Below are 17,386 nucleotides of genomic sequence, written 5' to 3' on the forward strand. Positions count from 1 at the left end.
TCCGGTAAATCGGGAACATGTGAAAGGAAACGAGACGATGAGAAGCTTGAAAACAATGAGGAAGACCGTAATAGCTGCTGTGCTTGCCTGTGCGATGGTAGCTCCGTTGACTGCTTGCGGTATGGATGGTGCGGGTTCCGCAGCTCAGAAAATCATGGATTCCGTGGTTGCAGGAGACGCCAAGGCTGTGGCCGCGCAGTCGGTGATGACGCAACAGTTCTATGAGAAGGTGAACTATTTGAACGTCAAGCCGGCCAAGCCTGTGGAACAGGTGGAAGTTGGCAATTCGCAGAAGGTTGGCGATGATGTGCGCTCTGTTGCCGTCTCCTATGTGGTGGATGGTAAGAAGCAGGATGTGGATCTGATTATGCGCAAAGAGGACGGAAACCAGTGGAAAGCGGTGAATCCGGTGCTGTTCCGCATGGTTTCCGCTGTGGACGCTACCTTGAAAGGAGCGGCGACCACGTCCGATGCGAAGTATGCGATGGTTCCTGGAGTCTATGATGTACAAACTAAGGGTTCCTGGTACGAGGGCTCTTGGAAGGAAACGATTACCGCAGACAGTAATTTCGGCAAGTCCATGGGCACTGGACTGGCTACCTTTGGCCATATGAATGCGCTGAAGGCCACGGATGCCATTACAACCGATCAGGATATTCAGCAGGATTTGGCGAACGAAATCTCGAATCTCAGCATGTGCCAGACACTGAAGGAACTGTATCTGAATGGTCAGGACTTCGCTTTGGTGGTCGGCAAAAGTATTGCCAACGCATGCCGTTACGACGTCTCCGAAGTCAACTCCACCATTACCGAGTATTCTGCCAAGCCTGATAGCGACGGTGATTTTAATATCACGTTCGATGCGCAGGTTACCGGCGACGTGGCCGAATTCAAGGACGGTGGCGAAAGCGATGACGAATGGACATGCCAGAGCGTATCTGGAGCTGGCAACCCGACCCAATGTGCCCGCTTCGTCCCCGAGCAATACGAGGTTAAGGGTCTTCAAGCGAAATGCGATATCAATAACAACTGCAGGTTCGTAGACGTGGAAAGCACGTTAACTGCTTTCGCTGATGTGATTTACGCCGGTCACGGTACTGACTGATGCGAAAACGGAAGATAGGTTGCTATCAGGAGCGTGCATTCTATGCTGCATAGCAACCTATCTGCAGATTCAAAAAGTTGTGGAGTCAACTTACCGCAGTGACTAGCAATTCCTTGCGGGGTCGGGTCATTGCTTACGTACAGTAGGTTTCGTTCTTGACGATGCAGCTGATTCAGTGTGGCTTCGCTGTCAATGTGCGTACTTGCTGTTTTTGGTGGCGGACACTAATCTGCATTGGTTACGGCTGCATAATTAAAATTCAAACATTTGACTCAATTAATGAAATGTTGGTAGGGGGTTGCTGTTCTGGCTTTTCGTTGACAAATACCTATGGATTTTCGGACATGTGAAAGTTAAGCAAGGCCGGCTGCGGGCAACTTGTTGTACGGATGTCATATACCTAAGCATATGTATACAATGTTGAATATCGCAAGTGGATTGGGCCCAATTATTGTTGGACGATTATTTGTAACTTACACGATGTTTCCAATTGTATTGGAGTTGATTTCAGGATTCCCTGCGCGTTTTGCGATATGTTGGATTCTTTGACGATGACGGTCTGCACTGTCATGATTTCTCTTTAATAGTGGCGTAGTTAACGTGTTTTCTAGTCTTTTCCACCGATTCTATAATCGGCGGAAAAGACTAGTCACGTATTTGCCGAGATGTTTCTATGGCGATTTCAATCAGGGATAGTAATCTCTGTAAGGCGTGATTGGTAATAATTTCGTACATATGGATGACTCTGATGTGCAGCAATTTGCTTAGTCAGATATTTACTTATTCCGTCAATGTCTTCTTGTCGGAAAACATAATTATCCCATTTGTGGAACGAATCGTACGCTAATTGCAGCAAATCTTCAAAAGTAACTACGCGATTAGCGTTGTTTCCGCTCATATATTTTTCTTGTTTAATATTTCTGGTGGTTGCAATGATGACATTCGCTTCGTAGCATGTATCAAGTGTTTCTTTTGTGATATCCGTATCCAATGTTGCCAAGTACATGGAATGGGCGCCTGTCCGAGAGCGTTCTTCGGGAACCTCTTGCCAGCGTTCTCGCAATGTAGTTTTCGCTGAAACGAGAACTGTATTAAGTTTATTGAGGTTGTATTGTACAACACTGGGCGAGACGAAATCGACGAGTTTGGAAAGTCCACGGTGCATGAACTTATCTTTACCAATACTGCCTTGCGAATCCACGGGAATGCCGGCGCCGATAAACATCAGTTCAATTATGGCTTCAAATTCTTTTCCTGCTCTGGATCGACGTGACTGTGTATTGGAAAGGCTGAGCTGATATATTGGCTCAGCGTTTAAGGTGACATATTGAGTGACGGCTTCGACTCCACTTAGTTTATCGTAGGAGTCATCATTTTCTGCTAGCAGTCCAAGTGCTTCCGTGGTGAACTTCCGCTCGCCTTCCAGATATTTTTCCCAGCACTTCGTACGCATGCTTTCCACGAATTCGCTGGCGTTGTTTTTGAAGAAATCTGGTTGCTTGGTGTCAAACCCTAAATCGACGAATGCGTCGTATGCTAAATCGAAAGGTTTAGGCATCTTTTGGGTACGAAGTTTTCTCGCCTTTTCCTTATATTCCTCGATATCCATGGCGTCCTCGCGTTCATGTGTGAAATAATGTTAATCATAATTACAATACTAATTTGATTTAAAACAAAACTCTTGGGATTTCATGGGACAGATTGTCCTCTTATCGACACATTGTGGTACCTTCGAGGTCATGTCTGAAAAAACAGTGAGTGCACTAATACGTGAAAAACGTCAACGGCTTCATATGACTCAAAAGGAGCTTGCTGATGCTACAGGTTTAGGCAAGTATGGGGATAGAACTATTCGTCGATGGGAAAATGGTGAGACAGAGCCTAAACCGCTTGAACTAAAAGCGATTCTGCAGTTCCCTGAATCTGCGCCTTTTCCTAATAAAGAAACTGCGGATTACCGAAGCATTGATTTATTTGCCGGCATTGGTGGAACGAGACTTGGGTTTGTCCAAACTGGTCGCGTGAAAGTAGTTTTCTCAAGCGAATTCAATCCATTTAGTGTCAAAACATATCGAGCAAATTTTGGCGAGGAGCCATCTGGAGATATCACGAAAATAGATGCTGAGACTATTCCTGATCACGATATTTTAGTGGGTGGCTTTCCGTGTCAAGCGTTCTCTATGGCAGGGCTGAAGCGAGGATTCGAAGATACAAGAGGAACGTTGTTCTTTGACGTTGCGCGTATCATTCGTGCGAAACGACCTAAAGCTTTTATGCTGGAAAACGTAAAAAATCTGATGGCACATGATAAAGGTAAGACTTTTTCAGTGATTAGGAAAACTCTCGAGGATCTTGGGTATGCGGTTAATGCTCGTGTCCTTGATGCAAGAAAATTTGGCGTTCCTCAACATCGAGAGCGTATCTATATTGTCGGATTTGACAAAAGTCAAGTTCGACACTGGGAAGAATTTGAATATCCGAATCCACCATGCACGCCAACCAGATTAGGCGACATACTTGAACCTGAGGTTGATAGCAAGTACACCATTAGTGATCGGTTATGGCAAGGACACCAGCGACGAAAGAAAGAGAATAAGCTTGCCGGCAAAGGTTTTGGATATGGACTGTTTACTGCGGATAGCCAGTATGCGAACACGATAAGTGCAAGATATTACAAAGATGGAAGTGAAATATTAATAGAACAAAAAGGAAAAAATCCTCGCAAGATTACGCCTCGTGAAGCTGCTCGGCTCCAGGGTTTTCCAGAAGAATTTATCATTCCGGTATCTGATACGCAGGCTTACAAACAATTTGGTAACAGTGTTGCTGTTCCCGTCGTGCATGCAGTTGCAAACGAACTGATTCGCGTATTAGACATGGATTAGATGGTCAGGTTCAATAGAGTTTTTGGCGTGAGCTTGTTTTGGTTTGTGCTCGTTTCTTTCATAGGGAAACGAGCACAAACCAAAACAAGCTCACGCTGGCAGAGTGGTTTCTGGCAAAAAGAATCTATGGGAATGTGGATGGACAAGAAGGAAGTGCGTTGCTCTTTGCAAAACTGGTGGAATCAGTAATGCCGTACAATTATTGCCGCTATCCTTCGTGCATTGATGAATCTGATTTCATACCTTCGTTGACGATGATATACATGAATGTATTCCTGCGTCCGCTCCAAGAGGGAGCGATGCTCACATTTACCTGATGAATCTTCGTATCATGCTCCTCTTGAGCTGTATAGGAATCAGTGAATGTGTATTCTTCGAGTCTTTTCTTTGACTGCTCTTGCTCGCGGAACCGTTCTACAGCGCGTAGCTCGAGTTCCAGAGGAAGCCCGTATTCTCTGTGATCATCGGCAAAAGCCCTAACTTTAAGAGAATTGGTGGGATCCAGAATGGTGACCCACCCATTATCGAGAAGAGCAGCTATTCGACGTGCTACTGCAGGTCGTGAGGCCTGCGAACGTGTATATAAAGTCGTTGCCGTGGAGGCTTTATGAAAGTCACCGATTTCGGCAATCAACTCATCCGGCATGAGTGCTTTTGAAGCGAACAGGTTACAGGCTGCTTCCTCGGCTTCTTTACTCATGGCGATATTGTTGAAAATGGTTCGCCGAATAATCAGCTCATCATCAGTTCTTTGTAGATAGTGGCCGAGTTCGTGCAGCAAGGTGAAATAATCACGCGGAAGATAGCCACATTGATTGACGATAAGGTGGTATTTCCCGTCAACCGTTTGTTCCGGTTGCATGCATAGACCGGAGATGTCGCTATCTTCATCTTTCTCGGCGACACTATATGCGGAACGATTAATGAGTTGGACTTGTACCTTCCGCTTCCAATGTTGTGCAATCCCAAAAGGATCATTCAGACAATCTCTCAGGAAAGTTTTGGGATGAGTACTTGTGGCCAGGTTGAGCATAAGCTCAACCTGTTCCTCAACCCAACGATATGTGGCAGCCAGCATGCAGAATAGCCTTACTCTGATATAGATGTGTGGTGGTCGATCGCCTGTTTGATTACACCTCGCCAGGCAGAAGGACCATATCCGTTTTTGCGCGCTGCCAAGGCGAAAGCGTCCTTTGCTAAGGCGAGACGTGAATCTTCGCCAGCTGCAGATGCGTAATTGTCTGCGGCGCTTCGATATACGGGCTGCTCGATTTCGATAAGCAAATCCTTAGGTAGGGAGAAGGTGCGTGGCCGTAACAGCTCAGCATTGATTCCAAGCTTGGCCAGTTGGTTTTGTTGTGCAGCACTGAGAGCCAGACGACCATCGATAACATCTATCGCTTTATCGAGTGGCAGCTTCAGCTCTTTCGTTAATAAACGCACATAATCCATTCGATTTGAATCCGTGGATTCGTATTCTGCGTCATCATGCAGTTTCGGCAGACTATTACACAACTGATGCCATGCTTCCATGCGCTTGCGGATTTCGAAGATCTCCTGTTCTGCTGAAGTCATTGGATCTTCTGGAGCTGTTGCGCGTTCAACGCCAAGTGTATCGTCAGCGCAATCGTTAGTTAGTGCATTGGTCACAGCCTGAGTGAATTCATCCAGTGGCCTGAACAGTATGCGAACCGGGGCCTCGGTTGCAAGTGCCGGCCATGCGACCATTGGCGAGCACAGGGGAGTGTTGCGAACGATGAGCGAATCATCGGTTCGTACGGCTGTATTGTTGCTCATTGGGATCACTGTGATGATGCGCGCGTCATCGGTTACATTGCTAACCAATACATACTGGTGTCCGATGTTGGTCTTTGCCATCCACAGTTGTCCTTTGGCTACCGGCTTCTGCAAGCGCTGCTTAATATATTCTGGGGTGTCCATACGAATGACTTCAGCAGGAATCGTGACCGAGGGAAGGGTCAGCAGGCGCTTCTTTGCTGCGTGAGTATGTTCTACCATGATTCACCTTCCATATTTATTAATAGGTATATCCGGTGGTTCCCAGGTCACCGAACAGAAGATTTTCTTGATTCCAATCCACATCGTCCACGAGGAAAATATTTTTATCTGAACCATCTTGGACCATGTAAGGGTGTAATCCGACGATGAGCCGTGTCAGCACGTTGATTTCTACGGATCCTCGTGCGGTTTGCAGAATATCCTGCAAACAAGCGACAATCGGAGTACGTGCCAACGGAGGCATTTTAGAGCGTTTCCCTTGGCGGAATTCGTCGTATTTTTGGTCGTTGGGCCATTTGATGAGGTCTTTATGTCGCCGTGCGGATGAGCGAAGTTCCTTTTCGGAAAGTTGAGAACGAGTAGAAGGACATGCGAGTAAATGCCACAAGTTGGTTTTGTCTACTTTGGCGAACGTTTCTCTATGCTCTTCCATATCTTTCTCAACGACTCGTCTTGTTCGACCGAACTCGGTCTGATCAAACAAGTCAACAAGCCATTGCTTCGCGGATCCCAGCACATTCTTTTCAAATTCTTCATCGGTGCTGCATGAAGTGAATAGTTCAGCGAGTTTGGGATTGCATGAAGAAGTGTCGTATGACAGGGACTCCATTTTTTCTCTTGTGTTGCGGAAGATGAAGGTGAGGGCCCACTGCTCGGCGTCATCTCCATATTTGTAAACCAGAGCTGGATATCTTCTCAGTTGTTTGGAGAAGAAATTCTCCAGAAGAGAGAACAATGCCCAGTAATTGCGATTGACGAGAGCTTCCCTGTTGTACTTCGCTGTCATAATCCCTCCCGCTGAACGGCAACATTTCTAGCTTACTACCAGCTTCATTGTCATCAAGCTGATTTAGATTAAGGAACAGCGTGCGATGTCGGATTGCCTTTTCGTATCTCACTTGTACTCTAGACGAAATACATTTTCTCCATTGAGGCAAAGAGGAATCGGGGCTCCGAGAGCTTTGCTGCAGACAATGTTGAATCCTTGCCATCCTGCGCGTTTCGCGTTAGGTCCTAGTGGCTCTCTCGGCTGGAACATTTCGCGAGTCTGCAATTCTTGGGGAATGAAGAAAATCCTTGCGTTGTTATCAGGATCTACCAGTACGATGTACAAGCTGAAGTAGATGCCAGCATTCATTCGCTCCTCCTGCGGTTTCCATGCTGCTCCAGGAATTGTTCCATCGAAAGAATCTGACAGCTTTTGTACATGTTTGCTTTTCACCTGAGCAAGGAATCCGAAAAGTCGCAGATGATGTCTGCGCATTTGAAGTTCTGCCGCAGGAGACAGAGCTTTCCGGTTTTGCACTTTGGACAGGGAACGTGCTTGGCTATTAACAGCTCTCCTGCATCTCCGAATGTTTTCTTTTCAGATGTCATAGGTATTACCTCGCTTCGTTTGTATTGGTTTTTCCTTGTGCTTTTTCTAACCGGACAACTGTCCTTTTCCTTGAAATTCGAGGCGTGTCGTATGTGCTGATTGGATTGTCCGGTTACTGGGAGTGTGGCTCTGGGAAGAGCTGGAAACGATTGCGCAAATGATGAAATTCGCTGCATCAGTGGCTGGATCAACCGTGGCGCCGAGTGCCGCAGAAAGGAGCTTATTGAAATGATGCATAGTTGGCCGCATCGGTCCCGTTCGGATTTTCTGGATGAATTGGAGACGTTCCAATTGCAGGAGCTTGTTCACGATTCGAAAATCGAAACGGGTGCCGTGTTTATTGCACTCAGTTACCGATTCGAATCAATGCTCTCCGGACATGGATGGATTCCAGAACATAATCCGGCTCTGGGATCGTATTACATGTGCCTGTGCGCCCAGGTGCAAAGCAGCAGGAATGAGCCCGACTTGGACCATCGAGAGGAGATGATTGCCTATATCCGCTGGCAGCGGGAGCAGCGTGACAGGTATGACCTGGTGCTGCACGTGGTGGATTCATCTCTAGACAGCGTGCATACGTGGAATCATCGGTATGATTTCACCGCGTGCGATAGGCTCCGTATTCTTGCGATGAAGCCCAGCTTGGTGTTGCTGCGGCATCTGCTCTGCGCATATCAGTCGCGCCCGATGCTGTATTACTCGCTGGAGCATCACTATTCATGGGCGCGGCCTTTGCTGAACCTGCCGCTGGGCTGGCGTTTACGGTTTGGTGCTGAACTTATCGAAGACATTCAACGGGTGATTGATAAGGAACATCTGCGGCAATTCCGAATCGTGGAGGCACAAAAACAGTGCGGCGATCTTCATATCTCTTATGAATCAGCAGGAGCCGGAGATATGAGTGAAGGGCAGTGCGCGGAGATGGACCGATTGATTGAAAGCTATGCGCTATTGGCACAGCATGTATGCGGGCTTTGTGGCATGACCGTAGCTCGCAGTGAGACATTGAAGATGCCGGTGTGCGTGGTATGCCGTGACGGCGGCAAGTGGATTGAGCGTGCCTTCCCGGATGCGGATGAGCTTCTCTTAGATAACTCCGTAGAGGAAGAAATTCATGCCTTATGGTCTGATGTGGCAGATTCCGAAGCTCTTGCGGAGTCTCTGCATATTCTTCGATTTCGCGCTTCCGACGTATGGCCGTTTCCGCAAGATGGTGCATACCAGTTGTGGAATTCTGCGATACAGTCAGGAATAAGTGCACAGACACGAGGAGGTGCTCGGTGATTCCAGAACAATACCGCAACCAACAAGTAGGTGTAACGGGGTATCGGGTCTTGAATCTTGATCTTGATGGTGTATGTGCCGATTATTCAGGTGCCCTGCGTGATTATCTTGTTGACCACGGCGTGATGAATCCTGATGCCCATCCCGAAGAGAACAATTACGCGCTGTATGAAAATGCTGGATGGCCGTTCCGTACTCGGGAAGAGTACCTTGCCGCACATAAGGCCGCGGAACAAGAGCATTTATATGCCACGATGCGTCCGATAGAGGGAGCACCGGAAGCGTTGCGGTTCCTCGCGGAAAACCATGTGTACATTCGTATAGTCACCCATCGGCTGTTTGTCTCCGGGCAGCATCAGATGGCGGTCTCGGATACCGCGCAATGGCTAGATACGTGGGGTATTCCTTATATGTCGTTGTGCTTTACCGGCTTAAAAGACAGCATGCAAGCCACCGTGCATATAGACGATAGTCCGTCGAATATCACCGCATTGCGCAAAGTCGGGCAGCACGTCGTTGTTTTTGATCAACCATACAACCAGAATTTCGTTGGCCCACGAATACATGATTGGAGCCGCTCTGCAACACAGCAGTTGCTTGACTGGTTCGAGCAGTGGCCGGAAACAGGAGAAGGAGAGCAATAGGAATGTCGTATTCACAAAGCAAAGGAGCATTATTGATGAGTGGAAAGCCTCACTATTCCAAGCCTTGGTTGAGCATCGATGACCAGATCAAGCAAGTGGAAGCGCGCGGCATGACTGACGCGCATGAGTTCTCGATGGAATTCGCCCGTATCGGCTATTACCGTCTAAGCGGATATTGGTATCCGTTCCGCAAGATTGATCCCAGTTCCAATAAGCGATCTGACGAGTTTATCGAGGGTGCCAAATTCGAGCATGTTATGCGCTTATACCGGTATGACGAGAGACTTCGAGCAGCGTTATATTCGGCATTGAGCAAAATCGAAGTAGCTTTACGCGTCAAGCTTGGGTACGTACTTGGCCACAGGGATGCTTTTGCCTATCTCAAGCCGATGATGCTTCGAGATGATCTTGATGTGGTTGCTTATTCCAGCTTCATTAATTCGTTCATGCGGGAAATCGGCCGTAGCGATGAAGATTATGCCGAACACTTCAAGCGTGACTATGACGGAGAAATGCCTATCTGGGTTGCGACTGAAGCCATGACTCTCGGCAATCTCATTATCCTGATTTCATGCATTAAGCCTGAGGATGGAGATGAAATCGCTGCGGATTTCGGTGTGAGCCGTGATGCTTTGCAGACATGGCTGAATGTACTTGTTGATTTGCGCAATGGCGCCGCTCATCAAGATCGTTTGTTTGACCGAGAATTTGACAGTATTCCTAATTGGGAGCAGCGGCCGGAACTGATTCACGCTCAGGAGGCTAATCAGCTGTATGCTCTGCGCCGTGTTCAACAGGCGCGTGCTAATTGGGCTGCTTATAAGGAACTGCAGAAGGAGCTCAAGCGAGGGCATAAGCAGACCAAAATCTATGGTCAGATTGCCGTCATCGCATATATGCTGCGCAATCTCGCAGATGATGAAGAGGCGTTGGCTCTTAAGCGGTGCCTAGAGGAATTCCCTACGGATATTCCAGGTATGAGCCCTAACGCAACAATGGGTATTCCGGACAATTGGAAGAATCAGATTCTATGGAATTTTGATTTGCCGGAACAGTCAGGACGTGCATAAACAATCGGCAGGTTCTCTAACCGTCTGAAAACGTTGAAATTTGAGGCGTGTCTCGGGTTTTAGCGTACTTGTCCGGTTAATGAAGGTGTAAGGCAATGAGCCGGTTGCACAGGGCAGCTGGCCGCTGAAGATTAAGGAGATAATCATGAACACCCCGATTAAGACCACTGTGAGCTTCAAGGATCCTCGCGATGACGATGATGATCGTCTGGAAGATTACACCGTTCCGATTCCGGAAGGACTTACTGAAGAGTTCGTACCTTCCCAGCCGGTGACTCCCAAGCAGATTATTGATTGGGAAACCAAGAATAAGGAGCCATACCCGGGTTATGCCGAGGAGCTGTTCAACTGGGAGAACGCGTGGGAAGAGGTGAACCGTGCCCAGCAGAAGGCTGACGGCGGCTATCTGCATGTTGCAGATCCGGTGCACATCCAGGAGGAGCCGGAAACTGCTGCAGGCAGCGTGAAGGATGCCGATGGAGAAGACGTGCCCGTTTACGGAGACGACAATGTCTTCAGTGAATACAGCAGCTTCTTCGAAAACGCATTCGGCGGCGATGGGCAGTTTGGTGATTTTTACGATGCCGATGGAGAAGACGAGGAAAACTGACGGATATACGTCGGAGCGCGGATCCGTCTGCGAGTCGACTCGCTCAGTCAGTTTCGCTGAAGGCTCCCCTCGAGAAGAGGGGAGCCGAAGGGCGCGTCTACAACAAGATGCCGAGTTGCATCGCAATGGTTAGAAATCGAAGTTGTCTGGGTCGGCGCCGTTGCGTTTGCCAGTGTTGAGCGCGGTGACGGCAGCCATATCCTCAGGCGCCAAGTTGAAGTCGAACACGTCGAAGTTCTGCTTGATGCGCTCGGTGTGCGTGGACTTCGGCAGCACGACGATGCCGCGCTGAATATGCCAACGAATTACCACCTGGGCTGCAGACTTGTCATACTTCGCACCAATCTCAGCCAGCACCGGCTCGGCAAGCAGATTGCCGCCAGTGCCACCCAGCGGGCTCCAGGCCTCGGTATGAATGCCCTTGCCGGCAAGGAAATCAATCAGCTCCTGATTGGTGAACTGAGGGGAGGACTCAATCTGATCGACCGCAGGAACCACATCGCTGTTCTTCAGCAGCTCCTCAATATGGTGCTGCTGGAAGTTGCTCACACCAATCGCCTTGGCGCGGCCGGACTGGTAAATCTCCTGCAGGTCATCCCAAGCCTGCTGCCAGCCGTCCGCCGGCCAATGAATCAGATACAAATCCACATAATCCAGCCCCAAGCGGTCCAGGCTTTCCTGGAATGCATCCAAGCCACGGTGTGCGCGAATATCGTCATTCCATAGCTTGGTGGTTACGAAGAAATCCTCACGCGGCAGGCCGGCACGGCGAATGCCTTCGCCCACGGAAGCCTCGTTACGGTAGATCATCGCCGTATCAATGTGACGGTAACCATTCTCCAGAGCCGTCTGCACAGCGTTGATGGTCGTTTCGCCATCAGGAGTCTGGAATACCCCCAAACCAACCTGAGGAATCACCGTGCCATTGTTAAGGGTAATCGTCGATTGAATCGCCATAATGCCTCGCTTAACTCAATGTCAATACGTTCCTGAGCTATTCTACGAAGCAGAACAGCTGTTGAGATGGATTTTGCTTGGTGAGGAATCTCACCGTGACCTAGGTGACGGAGTGAATTTATGCAGTATGCGGCGGCGTTTGACGCAGGAACCACAGCGCTGAAAGGTGCGCTGGTGGCTGAGGATGGACAGATCGTTGCCAGCGCCGGCAGTGATTTGACACTGATTATCAATGGCGATTTCCGCGAGCAGGATTCACATGAATGGTGGCAGGCGTTCTGCAAGGTATCCCGGTCACTGGTGGCCCAAGCACGGGAGAGCCAGTCTGGATTCAATGCCGCACAGATTGCGGGCATTATTTTCAGCGGTCAGATGCAGGATGTCATCGCGTTAGATGCCAAGTTCCAGCCGGTATGCAACGCGATTCTGTATTCGGATGGTCGTGCGGATGACGAAGCCGAGCAGCTTGGCAATGCGTACCGGGGTGGCGCAGCACGATTCTTGGAAACTGTGGGCAATCGGCTGGAAGGATGCCTGCCATTGCCGAAGCTCATGTGGCTGCGCGATCATGAGCCTGATCTGTTCGCACGTGTGCACCATGTGCTGATCAGTTCCAAGGATTATCTCATCGCACAGTTGACGGGCACGTGCATTGGTGATGTGGCGGCATGCTCCACAGCAGGCGCCATGAACATACGCGAAGGGCAATGGGATAAGGAACTGTGCGAAGCTGCGGGAATTGATAGCACAATCTTGCCTGAATTGCATAAGCCACAGGATTGCATCGGCACTGCGACTGCAGCGGCTGCGGCGCTTACAGGATTTGCTGCCGGTACTGCGGTATATGCCGGCATTGGCGACGCGGGTGCCACCACATTCGCCAGCGGTGTTGCCAAGCCTGGCCAGTACAACATCAATATCGGCACATCCGGTTGGATTGCCACCGTATCTTCGGAACCATTTGTCAATAAGCCTGGTGCCGCGAACCTGAAGTTCGGCGTGGCATCAGGATTCGTGAACGCGGTGCCGTTCCTCAATGCCGGTGACGTGCACAAGTGGGTGACCGGCGTATTTGCCGGCGGCAATTATGCCGAAACACATCGGATGATTACGACGTCAGCGCCCGGTGCCAATGGCGTGCTCTGCCTGCCGTACTTGGTGGGGGAGCGGTTCCCGGTGATGAATCCGACCATTCGCGGCGCGTATGTGGGCATCACACCGGACACCACGCAAGCGGATATGGCTCGGGCGGCATTGGAAGGCGTGGCGTTCTCGATTCGGCAGGGCATGGAAAGCTTCGACGCCGCGCCGGTCTCCATATCCCTGATTGGCGGCGGCGCTCGCGAAAGCGCATGGTGCCAAATCCTCGCCGATGTGCTTGGGCGCTCAATCGACGTTTACGCCAACGCCGATATTCTGCCAGCGGTGGCGCTTGCTTCGCTGGTATTCGAGCAACCGGATCTTGCCGCGAACATTGCCGAAACCACTACCTACGTGCCAAATCCAGCAGCCGTGCACATCTATGACGAGAGTTACCCGAGGTTCTGCAAGCTGTATCCAGCGGTTGCTTCGTTAAATGGCCAAATTCAGTGAAATCCGTCAAGCCTGTAGCGTATTCGTGTGCGAATGACCATGTATATACCGTATGCTGCATAAATAGAGTGGGTGTTCAATGGTGAGCTTTCCACAAAGATTTGACTGAACGGGGATGCTAATGGTCAAAGATATTGAACTGTACAGAGCCGAAGATGGTTCAGTTCAGCTGGAAGTCAGTGTGCAAGGCGATACGGTGTGGCTGACACAGGCTCAGATGGCGGAATTATTCGGTACAAAAAGTCAGGCGATGACCAGACACATTAAGAATATTCTGGCTGACGGTGAACTTGATGATTCAACTTGTTCCAAAATGGAACAAGTTCATATCGAAGGTTCCCGTCGTATCCGGCGTGTTGTAAAAGTGTATAGCTTAGACATGGTTATTTCAGTCGGGTACCGTGTCAATTCCAAACGGGCTACCAGTTTTCGCCGCTGGGCTACGAATGTGCTGAGACAATACCTTATAGACGGTTATGCAGCCAATGAACAGAGACTGCAACAGTTGGAGAAAGTCGTTACCGTCCTTGCACGCAGTAATGATCAGCTTGCCGCAGGCATTGCGGATGTTGTTTCGAGCTACTTACCGGGATTAGACATACTTCGTGACTATGATGCGAATGAACTCTCGCCAAATCCAATAGTAAAACCAGTATGGACGATTACAGCTACGGCTGCGCGAACTATGGCGGCGCGATTACGCAAGGAATATCCAGACGATACATTGCTCGGCCAAGAGCGTGGCGATGCGCTTGAGCGTATCATTGGAGCGATATATCAGAGTTTCGCTGGACAGGATTTATATCCTACCGTTGAGGAAAAAGCTGCGCATCTGCTGTATTTCGTAGTAAAAGACCATCCATTTGCTGATGGCAATAAGCGCATGGCGGCTGCGATGTTCGTGAGTTTCCTAGAAGGTAATGCCGATGCTTTTGCCCAAACTGGCAAGCCGATTATTACCAATAATGATCTTGCCGCCATCACGCTATTGATTGCCGTGAGCGACCCCGGTGAAAAGGATTTGATGATTGATTTAGTCGAGCGCATGCTGTCGCCTCAGAACAGAAGGTAATTAACTGACTGTAATAGTGCGGTTTTCGCATCGATTGTTGACATAAATCCACTGAATAAGCGGGGTGCTGATTGCTGAAACTGCGTGATATCTCACGATACGGGTGAAAGTGAACGTTTCCGGGCACTTCGTGGCTTTACATTGCTACGATGAGGCGTTATGAGCGAGAACATCATGCGAATCATCGACCTTCGTGGTCAGAAACTGTCCCGTGCCGAACTGCTGGCCGCGATGCCGCGCGCCGCAATGGGCACTTCCGAAGCCACCGATTTGGTGCGCCCGATTCTTGACGATGTCAAGGAACGCGGTGCAGCAGCCCTGCGTGACTTTGAGGAAAAGTTCGACCATGTGCGCCCCAAGAACCTGCGCGTGCCGGCCGAAGCGATTGCCGATGCGCTCACCACGCTCGACCCTGAAGTTCGCGCCGCCATCGAGGAATCCGTGCGTCGCGCCCGCGCCGTGGCCAAGAACCAGGTGCCGCAGGACTTCCACACTGATCTGGCCCCCGGCGCTCGCGTTGCCGAACGTTGGATTCCGATTCAGCGCGTCGGCCTGTACGTGCCTGGCGGCAAGGCCGTTTACCCGTCTTCCGTGATTATGAACGCCGTACCGGCACAGGCCGCAGGCGTCGAATCCTTGGCTATTGCCACCCCGCCTGCTCGCGATAACGCGGAAGGCTTGCCGAACAAGACCATCCTTGCCACCTGCGCCATCCTAGGCGTTGACGAAGTGTACGCAGTCGGAGGCGCACAGGCCATCGCCATGTTCGCTTACGGTGCCAAGGGTTCCGAGCCGCAGGATGGCGACGTGCTGTGCGATCCGGTTGACAAGATCACCGGTCCGGGCAACATTTTCGTGGCTACCGCCAAGTCTTTGGTTTCCGCATTCGTGGGCATCGATGCTGTGGCCGGCCCGACCGAAATCGGCATCATTGCCGATAAGGATGCCAACCCGAGCTTGCTCGCCGCCGATTTGATTGGCCAGGCCGAGCATGACGAGCTCGCCGGCTCCGTGCTCTTTACCGATTCCCCCGAGCTGGCCGAGAAGGTGCAGGAGAATCTCAACTATCGTGTGCCGAAGACCGAGCACGCTGAGCGCGTGCACACGTCCCTATCTGGCACCCAGTCCGCCATCGTGCTGACCGATGGTCTCGACCAGTCCATCGACGCCGCCAACGCGTACGCCGCTGAACACTTGGAGATTCAGACCAAGGATGCGGATGCCGTGGTCAAGCGCATCAAGAACGCCGGTGCCATCTTCCGTGGCCCGTACTCCCCGGTGCCGCTGGGCGATTACATGTCCGGCTCCAACCATGTGCTGCCCACCGGTGGTACCGCCCGCTTCGCCGCAGGCCTCGGCGTGCACACCTTCATGAAGCCCGTCGAAGTTATCGAATACGACGAGGAAGGCCTGAAGGAGCTTGCCGCACGCATCAATGCGTTCGCCGTATCCGAAGACCTGCCGGCACACGGTGAATGCGTGCTCTCCCGCTTCGTGGAAGACCCGTACAACAAGGCAACCCTGCGCGAACAGGAAAAGGAAGCTGGTCTGCTGTGAGCACTATCTCATCGAACCTTCCGCTGCGCAACGACCTGATTGGTGAGGAACCGTATGGTGCTCCGCAGCTTGACGTGCCGGTGTGCCTGAACGTCAACGAAAACCCGTATGCCCCGGACCCAGCCGTATGTGACACCATCGCCAAGCGCGTACGTGAAATCGCCCCTACCCTGAACCGTTACCCGGACCGTGAGCACATCGAGCTGCGCAAGGCATTCAGCGACTATCTCGCTCGCGAATCCGGCACTCGACTGGATGTGGACGAGCTTTGGGGCGCGAACGGCTCCAACGAGATTATGCTCCAGTTGTTCCAGGCATTCGGTGGGCCCGGTCGTACGGCTCTGGGCGCTGACCCCACGTATTCCATGTACCCGGAGTATGCGCGTGACACGTTCACCGGCTGGAAGCTTGCTCACCGCAACCCGGATTTCACACTGAACGTAGAGAAGGTCATCGAAGCCATCAATGAGGTCAAGCCCTCAATGGTCTTGCTGACCAGCCCGAACAACCCGACCGGCACTCCGCTGCCGATGGAAGACATCGAACGCATCCTTGCCGCATGCGAAACCGCGGAAGTCGCGGGAGCCGGCGAGGGCGTGCATCCGATTCTCGTCATCGACGAAGCTTACGTGGAATTCCGCAAGCCCGGCACTCCAAGCGCTGTCAGCCTGATCAAGAATCACCCGAATCTGGCTGTCAGCCGCACGATGAGCAAGGCATTCGCCTTCGCCGGCGCACGCGTCGGTTACCTCGCTGCCAGCAAAGGCATCATCGATTGCGTGCGCATCGTGCGCATGCCGTACCACCTGTCCGCCGTGACCCAGGCCGCCGCCTTGGCTGCTTTCGAGCACACCGACGAACAGCTGAGCCGTGTGGAACACTTGCGTGAAACCCGCGAAGCCACTGCCGCATGGTTGAAGCAGCAGACCTACAAGGGCCAGCCACTCGAAGTGGCCGAATCTGGCTCTAACTTCCTGCTTTTCGGCGGCCATTTCGACAAGCGCGACGCCATTTTCGACGAACTGTTGAAGCGTGGAGTCCTTATTCGCGTGGTCGGACCGGATGGGTGGTTGCGCGTGTGCATGGGCACCGACGAGGAAATGGAAACCTTCCGCAATGCCCTTGCTGAAGTGCTCCGCATCGTGGAAGCAGCCTGAGTCAAGACTAAGTCAACATTCGTTTCGGTAAGGGCGGCAGGGCACCGGTACATTC

16 protein-coding genes are annotated in these 17,386 nt (G+C 51.0%); 10 read left to right on the forward strand and 6 right to left on the reverse strand.

Going from position 1 to position 17,386, the window contains the following annotated elements; translation table 11 throughout:
- Positions 1-55: 55 nt before the first annotated feature.
- Complete coding sequence (locus tag BISA_RS02295; RefSeq protein ID WP_152597212.1) at positions 56-1,105, forward strand: hypothetical protein; 1,050 nt, start codon at positions 56-58, stop codon at positions 1,103-1,105.
- Positions 1,106-1,787: 682 nt separating this feature from the next.
- On the opposite strand, the gene BISA_RS02300 is transcribed toward BISA_RS02295, so the two are convergent.
- Positions 1,788-2,714 carry a type II restriction endonuclease gene (locus BISA_RS02300; RefSeq protein ID WP_033889997.1) on the reverse strand — a complete coding sequence of 309 codons (927 nt, stop codon included), beginning with the start codon at positions 2,712-2,714 and terminating at the stop codon, positions 1,788-1,790.
- A 130-nt stretch (positions 2,715-2,844) separates the two neighbouring features.
- Between BISA_RS02300 and dcm the strand changes: the two genes are divergently transcribed.
- Positions 2,845-3,990, forward strand: a complete 1,146-nt coding sequence (gene dcm / locus BISA_RS02305; RefSeq protein ID WP_033890161.1) for a DNA cytosine methyltransferase — start codon at positions 2,845-2,847, stop codon at positions 3,988-3,990.
- 208 nt (positions 3,991-4,198) lie between these two features.
- On the opposite strand, the gene BISA_RS02315 is transcribed toward dcm, so the two are convergent.
- The 4 genes from BISA_RS02315 to BISA_RS13560 all read right to left on the reverse strand — a co-directional run bounded on the left by BISA_RS02315 (position 4,199) and on the right by BISA_RS13560 (position 7,273).
- Positions 4,199-5,068, reverse strand: coding sequence for an ImmA/IrrE family metallo-endopeptidase (locus BISA_RS02315; RefSeq protein ID WP_033889999.1), 870 nt, complete (start codon positions 5,066-5,068; stop codon positions 4,199-4,201).
- A gap of 11 nt (positions 5,069-5,079) precedes the next feature.
- Positions 5,080-6,009: a hypothetical protein gene (locus BISA_RS02320; protein ID WP_033890001.1), complete on the reverse strand. Its 930-nt coding sequence runs from the start codon at positions 6,007-6,009 to the stop codon at positions 5,080-5,082.
- 19 nt (positions 6,010-6,028) lie between these two features.
- Positions 6,029-6,796 (reverse strand): hypothetical protein, encoded by a 768-nt coding sequence (locus BISA_RS02325; protein ID WP_033890002.1) that lies wholly within the window; start codon positions 6,794-6,796, stop codon positions 6,029-6,031.
- A gap of 108 nt (positions 6,797-6,904) precedes the next feature.
- On the reverse strand, positions 6,905-7,273 hold the full coding sequence (locus BISA_RS13560) for a DpnI domain-containing protein (RefSeq protein ID WP_420308621.1): 369 nt from the start codon (positions 7,271-7,273) through the stop codon (positions 6,905-6,907).
- Positions 7,274-7,615: 342 nt separating this feature from the next.
- Here BISA_RS13560 and BISA_RS12770 point away from each other — a divergent pair, with 342 nt between their 5' ends.
- The 4 genes from BISA_RS12770 (at position 7,616) to BISA_RS02350 (ending at position 10,995) form a co-directional block, all read left to right on the forward strand.
- On the forward strand, positions 7,616-8,671 hold the full coding sequence (locus tag BISA_RS12770) for a hypothetical protein (RefSeq protein ID WP_033890003.1): 1,056 nt from the start codon (positions 7,616-7,618) through the stop codon (positions 8,669-8,671).
- Positions 8,668-9,315, forward strand: coding sequence for a 5' nucleotidase, NT5C type (locus BISA_RS02340; RefSeq protein WP_033890005.1), 648 nt, complete (start codon positions 8,668-8,670; stop codon positions 9,313-9,315). The genes BISA_RS12770 and BISA_RS02340 overlap by 4 nt, the downstream gene beginning before the upstream one ends.
- Positions 9,316-9,317: 2 nt before the next feature.
- On the forward strand, positions 9,318-10,385 hold the full coding sequence (locus BISA_RS02345; RefSeq protein ID WP_081889977.1) for an Abi family protein: 1,068 nt from the start codon (positions 9,318-9,320) through the stop codon (positions 10,383-10,385).
- A 145-nt stretch (positions 10,386-10,530) separates the two neighbouring features.
- Positions 10,531-10,995, forward strand: a complete 465-nt coding sequence (locus BISA_RS02350) for a hypothetical protein (RefSeq protein WP_081889978.1) — start codon at positions 10,531-10,533, stop codon at positions 10,993-10,995.
- Positions 10,996-11,124: 129 nt separating this feature from the next.
- Here the strand turns inward: BISA_RS02350 and BISA_RS02355 are convergent, their stop codons facing one another.
- Positions 11,125-11,952: an aldo/keto reductase gene (locus tag BISA_RS02355; protein WP_033890008.1), complete on the reverse strand. Its 828-nt coding sequence runs from the start codon at positions 11,950-11,952 to the stop codon at positions 11,125-11,127.
- A gap of 120 nt (positions 11,953-12,072) precedes the next feature.
- On the opposite strand from BISA_RS02355, the gene BISA_RS02360 reads away from it, so the two are divergent.
- From BISA_RS02360 to BISA_RS02375, 4 genes are all read left to right on the forward strand, one after another.
- A complete protein-coding gene (locus tag BISA_RS02360; RefSeq protein WP_033890009.1) occupies positions 12,073-13,545 on the forward strand; it encodes a xylulokinase in 1,473 nt (490 codons plus the stop codon).
- A 121-nt stretch (positions 13,546-13,666) separates the two neighbouring features.
- A complete protein-coding gene (locus BISA_RS02365; RefSeq protein WP_033890163.1) occupies positions 13,667-14,617 on the forward strand; it encodes a virulence RhuM family protein/type II toxin-antitoxin system death-on-curing family toxin in 951 nt (316 codons plus the stop codon).
- Positions 14,618-14,776: 159 nt separating this feature from the next.
- Positions 14,777-16,174 (forward strand): histidinol dehydrogenase, encoded by a 1,398-nt coding sequence (gene hisD, locus BISA_RS02370; RefSeq protein ID WP_033890010.1) that lies wholly within the window; start codon positions 14,777-14,779, stop codon positions 16,172-16,174.
- Entirely contained in the window at positions 16,171-17,331 is a 1,161-nt protein-coding gene (locus tag BISA_RS02375; RefSeq protein WP_033890011.1) for a histidinol-phosphate transaminase, read from the forward strand. Before hisD ends, BISA_RS02375 begins: the two co-directional genes overlap by 4 nt.
- The last annotated feature ends 55 nt before the right edge of the window (positions 17,332-17,386 follow it).

Source organism: Bifidobacterium saguini DSM 23967 (genome assembly GCF_000741715.1).
Classification (GTDB): Bacteria; Actinomycetota; Actinomycetes; order Actinomycetales; family Bifidobacteriaceae; genus Bifidobacterium; species Bifidobacterium saguini.

What these genes read in the sequence shown, in the direction of transcription:
- BISA_RS02295 (WP_152597212.1), top strand. Translation starts at nt 56, where the DNA reads ATGAGGAAGACCGTAATAGCTGCTGTGCTTGCCTGTGCGATGGTAGCT.
- BISA_RS02300 (WP_033889997.1), bottom strand. Translation starts at nt 2,714, where the DNA reads ATGGATATCGAGGAATATAAGGAAAAGGCGAGAAAACTTCGTACCCAA.
- dcm (WP_033890161.1), top strand. Translation starts at nt 2,845, where the DNA reads ATGTCTGAAAAAACAGTGAGTGCACTAATACGTGAAAAACGTCAACGG.
- BISA_RS02315 (WP_033889999.1), bottom strand. Translation starts at nt 5,068, where the DNA reads ATGCTGGCTGCCACATATCGTTGGGTTGAGGAACAGGTTGAGCTTATG.
- BISA_RS02320 (WP_033890001.1), bottom strand. Translation starts at nt 6,009, where the DNA reads ATGGTAGAACATACTCACGCAGCAAAGAAGCGCCTGCTGACCCTTCCC.
- BISA_RS02325 (WP_033890002.1), bottom strand. Translation starts at nt 6,796, where the DNA reads ATGACAGCGAAGTACAACAGGGAAGCTCTCGTCAATCGCAATTACTGG.
- BISA_RS13560 (WP_420308621.1), bottom strand. Translation starts at nt 7,273, where the DNA reads ATGCGCAGACATCATCTGCGACTTTTCGGATTCCTTGCTCAGGTGAAA.
- BISA_RS12770 (WP_033890003.1), top strand. Translation starts at nt 7,616, where the DNA reads ATGATGCATAGTTGGCCGCATCGGTCCCGTTCGGATTTTCTGGATGAA.
- BISA_RS02345 (WP_081889977.1), top strand. Translation starts at nt 9,318, where the DNA reads ATGTCGTATTCACAAAGCAAAGGAGCATTATTGATGAGTGGAAAGCCT.
- BISA_RS02350 (WP_081889978.1), top strand. Translation starts at nt 10,531, where the DNA reads ATGAACACCCCGATTAAGACCACTGTGAGCTTCAAGGATCCTCGCGAT.
- BISA_RS02355 (WP_033890008.1), bottom strand. Translation starts at nt 11,952, where the DNA reads ATGGCGATTCAATCGACGATTACCCTTAACAATGGCACGGTGATTCCT.
- BISA_RS02360 (WP_033890009.1), top strand. Translation starts at nt 12,073, where the DNA reads ATGCAGTATGCGGCGGCGTTTGACGCAGGAACCACAGCGCTGAAAGGT.
- BISA_RS02365 (WP_033890163.1), top strand. Translation starts at nt 13,667, where the DNA reads ATGGTCAAAGATATTGAACTGTACAGAGCCGAAGATGGTTCAGTTCAG.
- hisD (WP_033890010.1), top strand. Translation starts at nt 14,777, where the DNA reads ATGAGCGAGAACATCATGCGAATCATCGACCTTCGTGGTCAGAAACTG.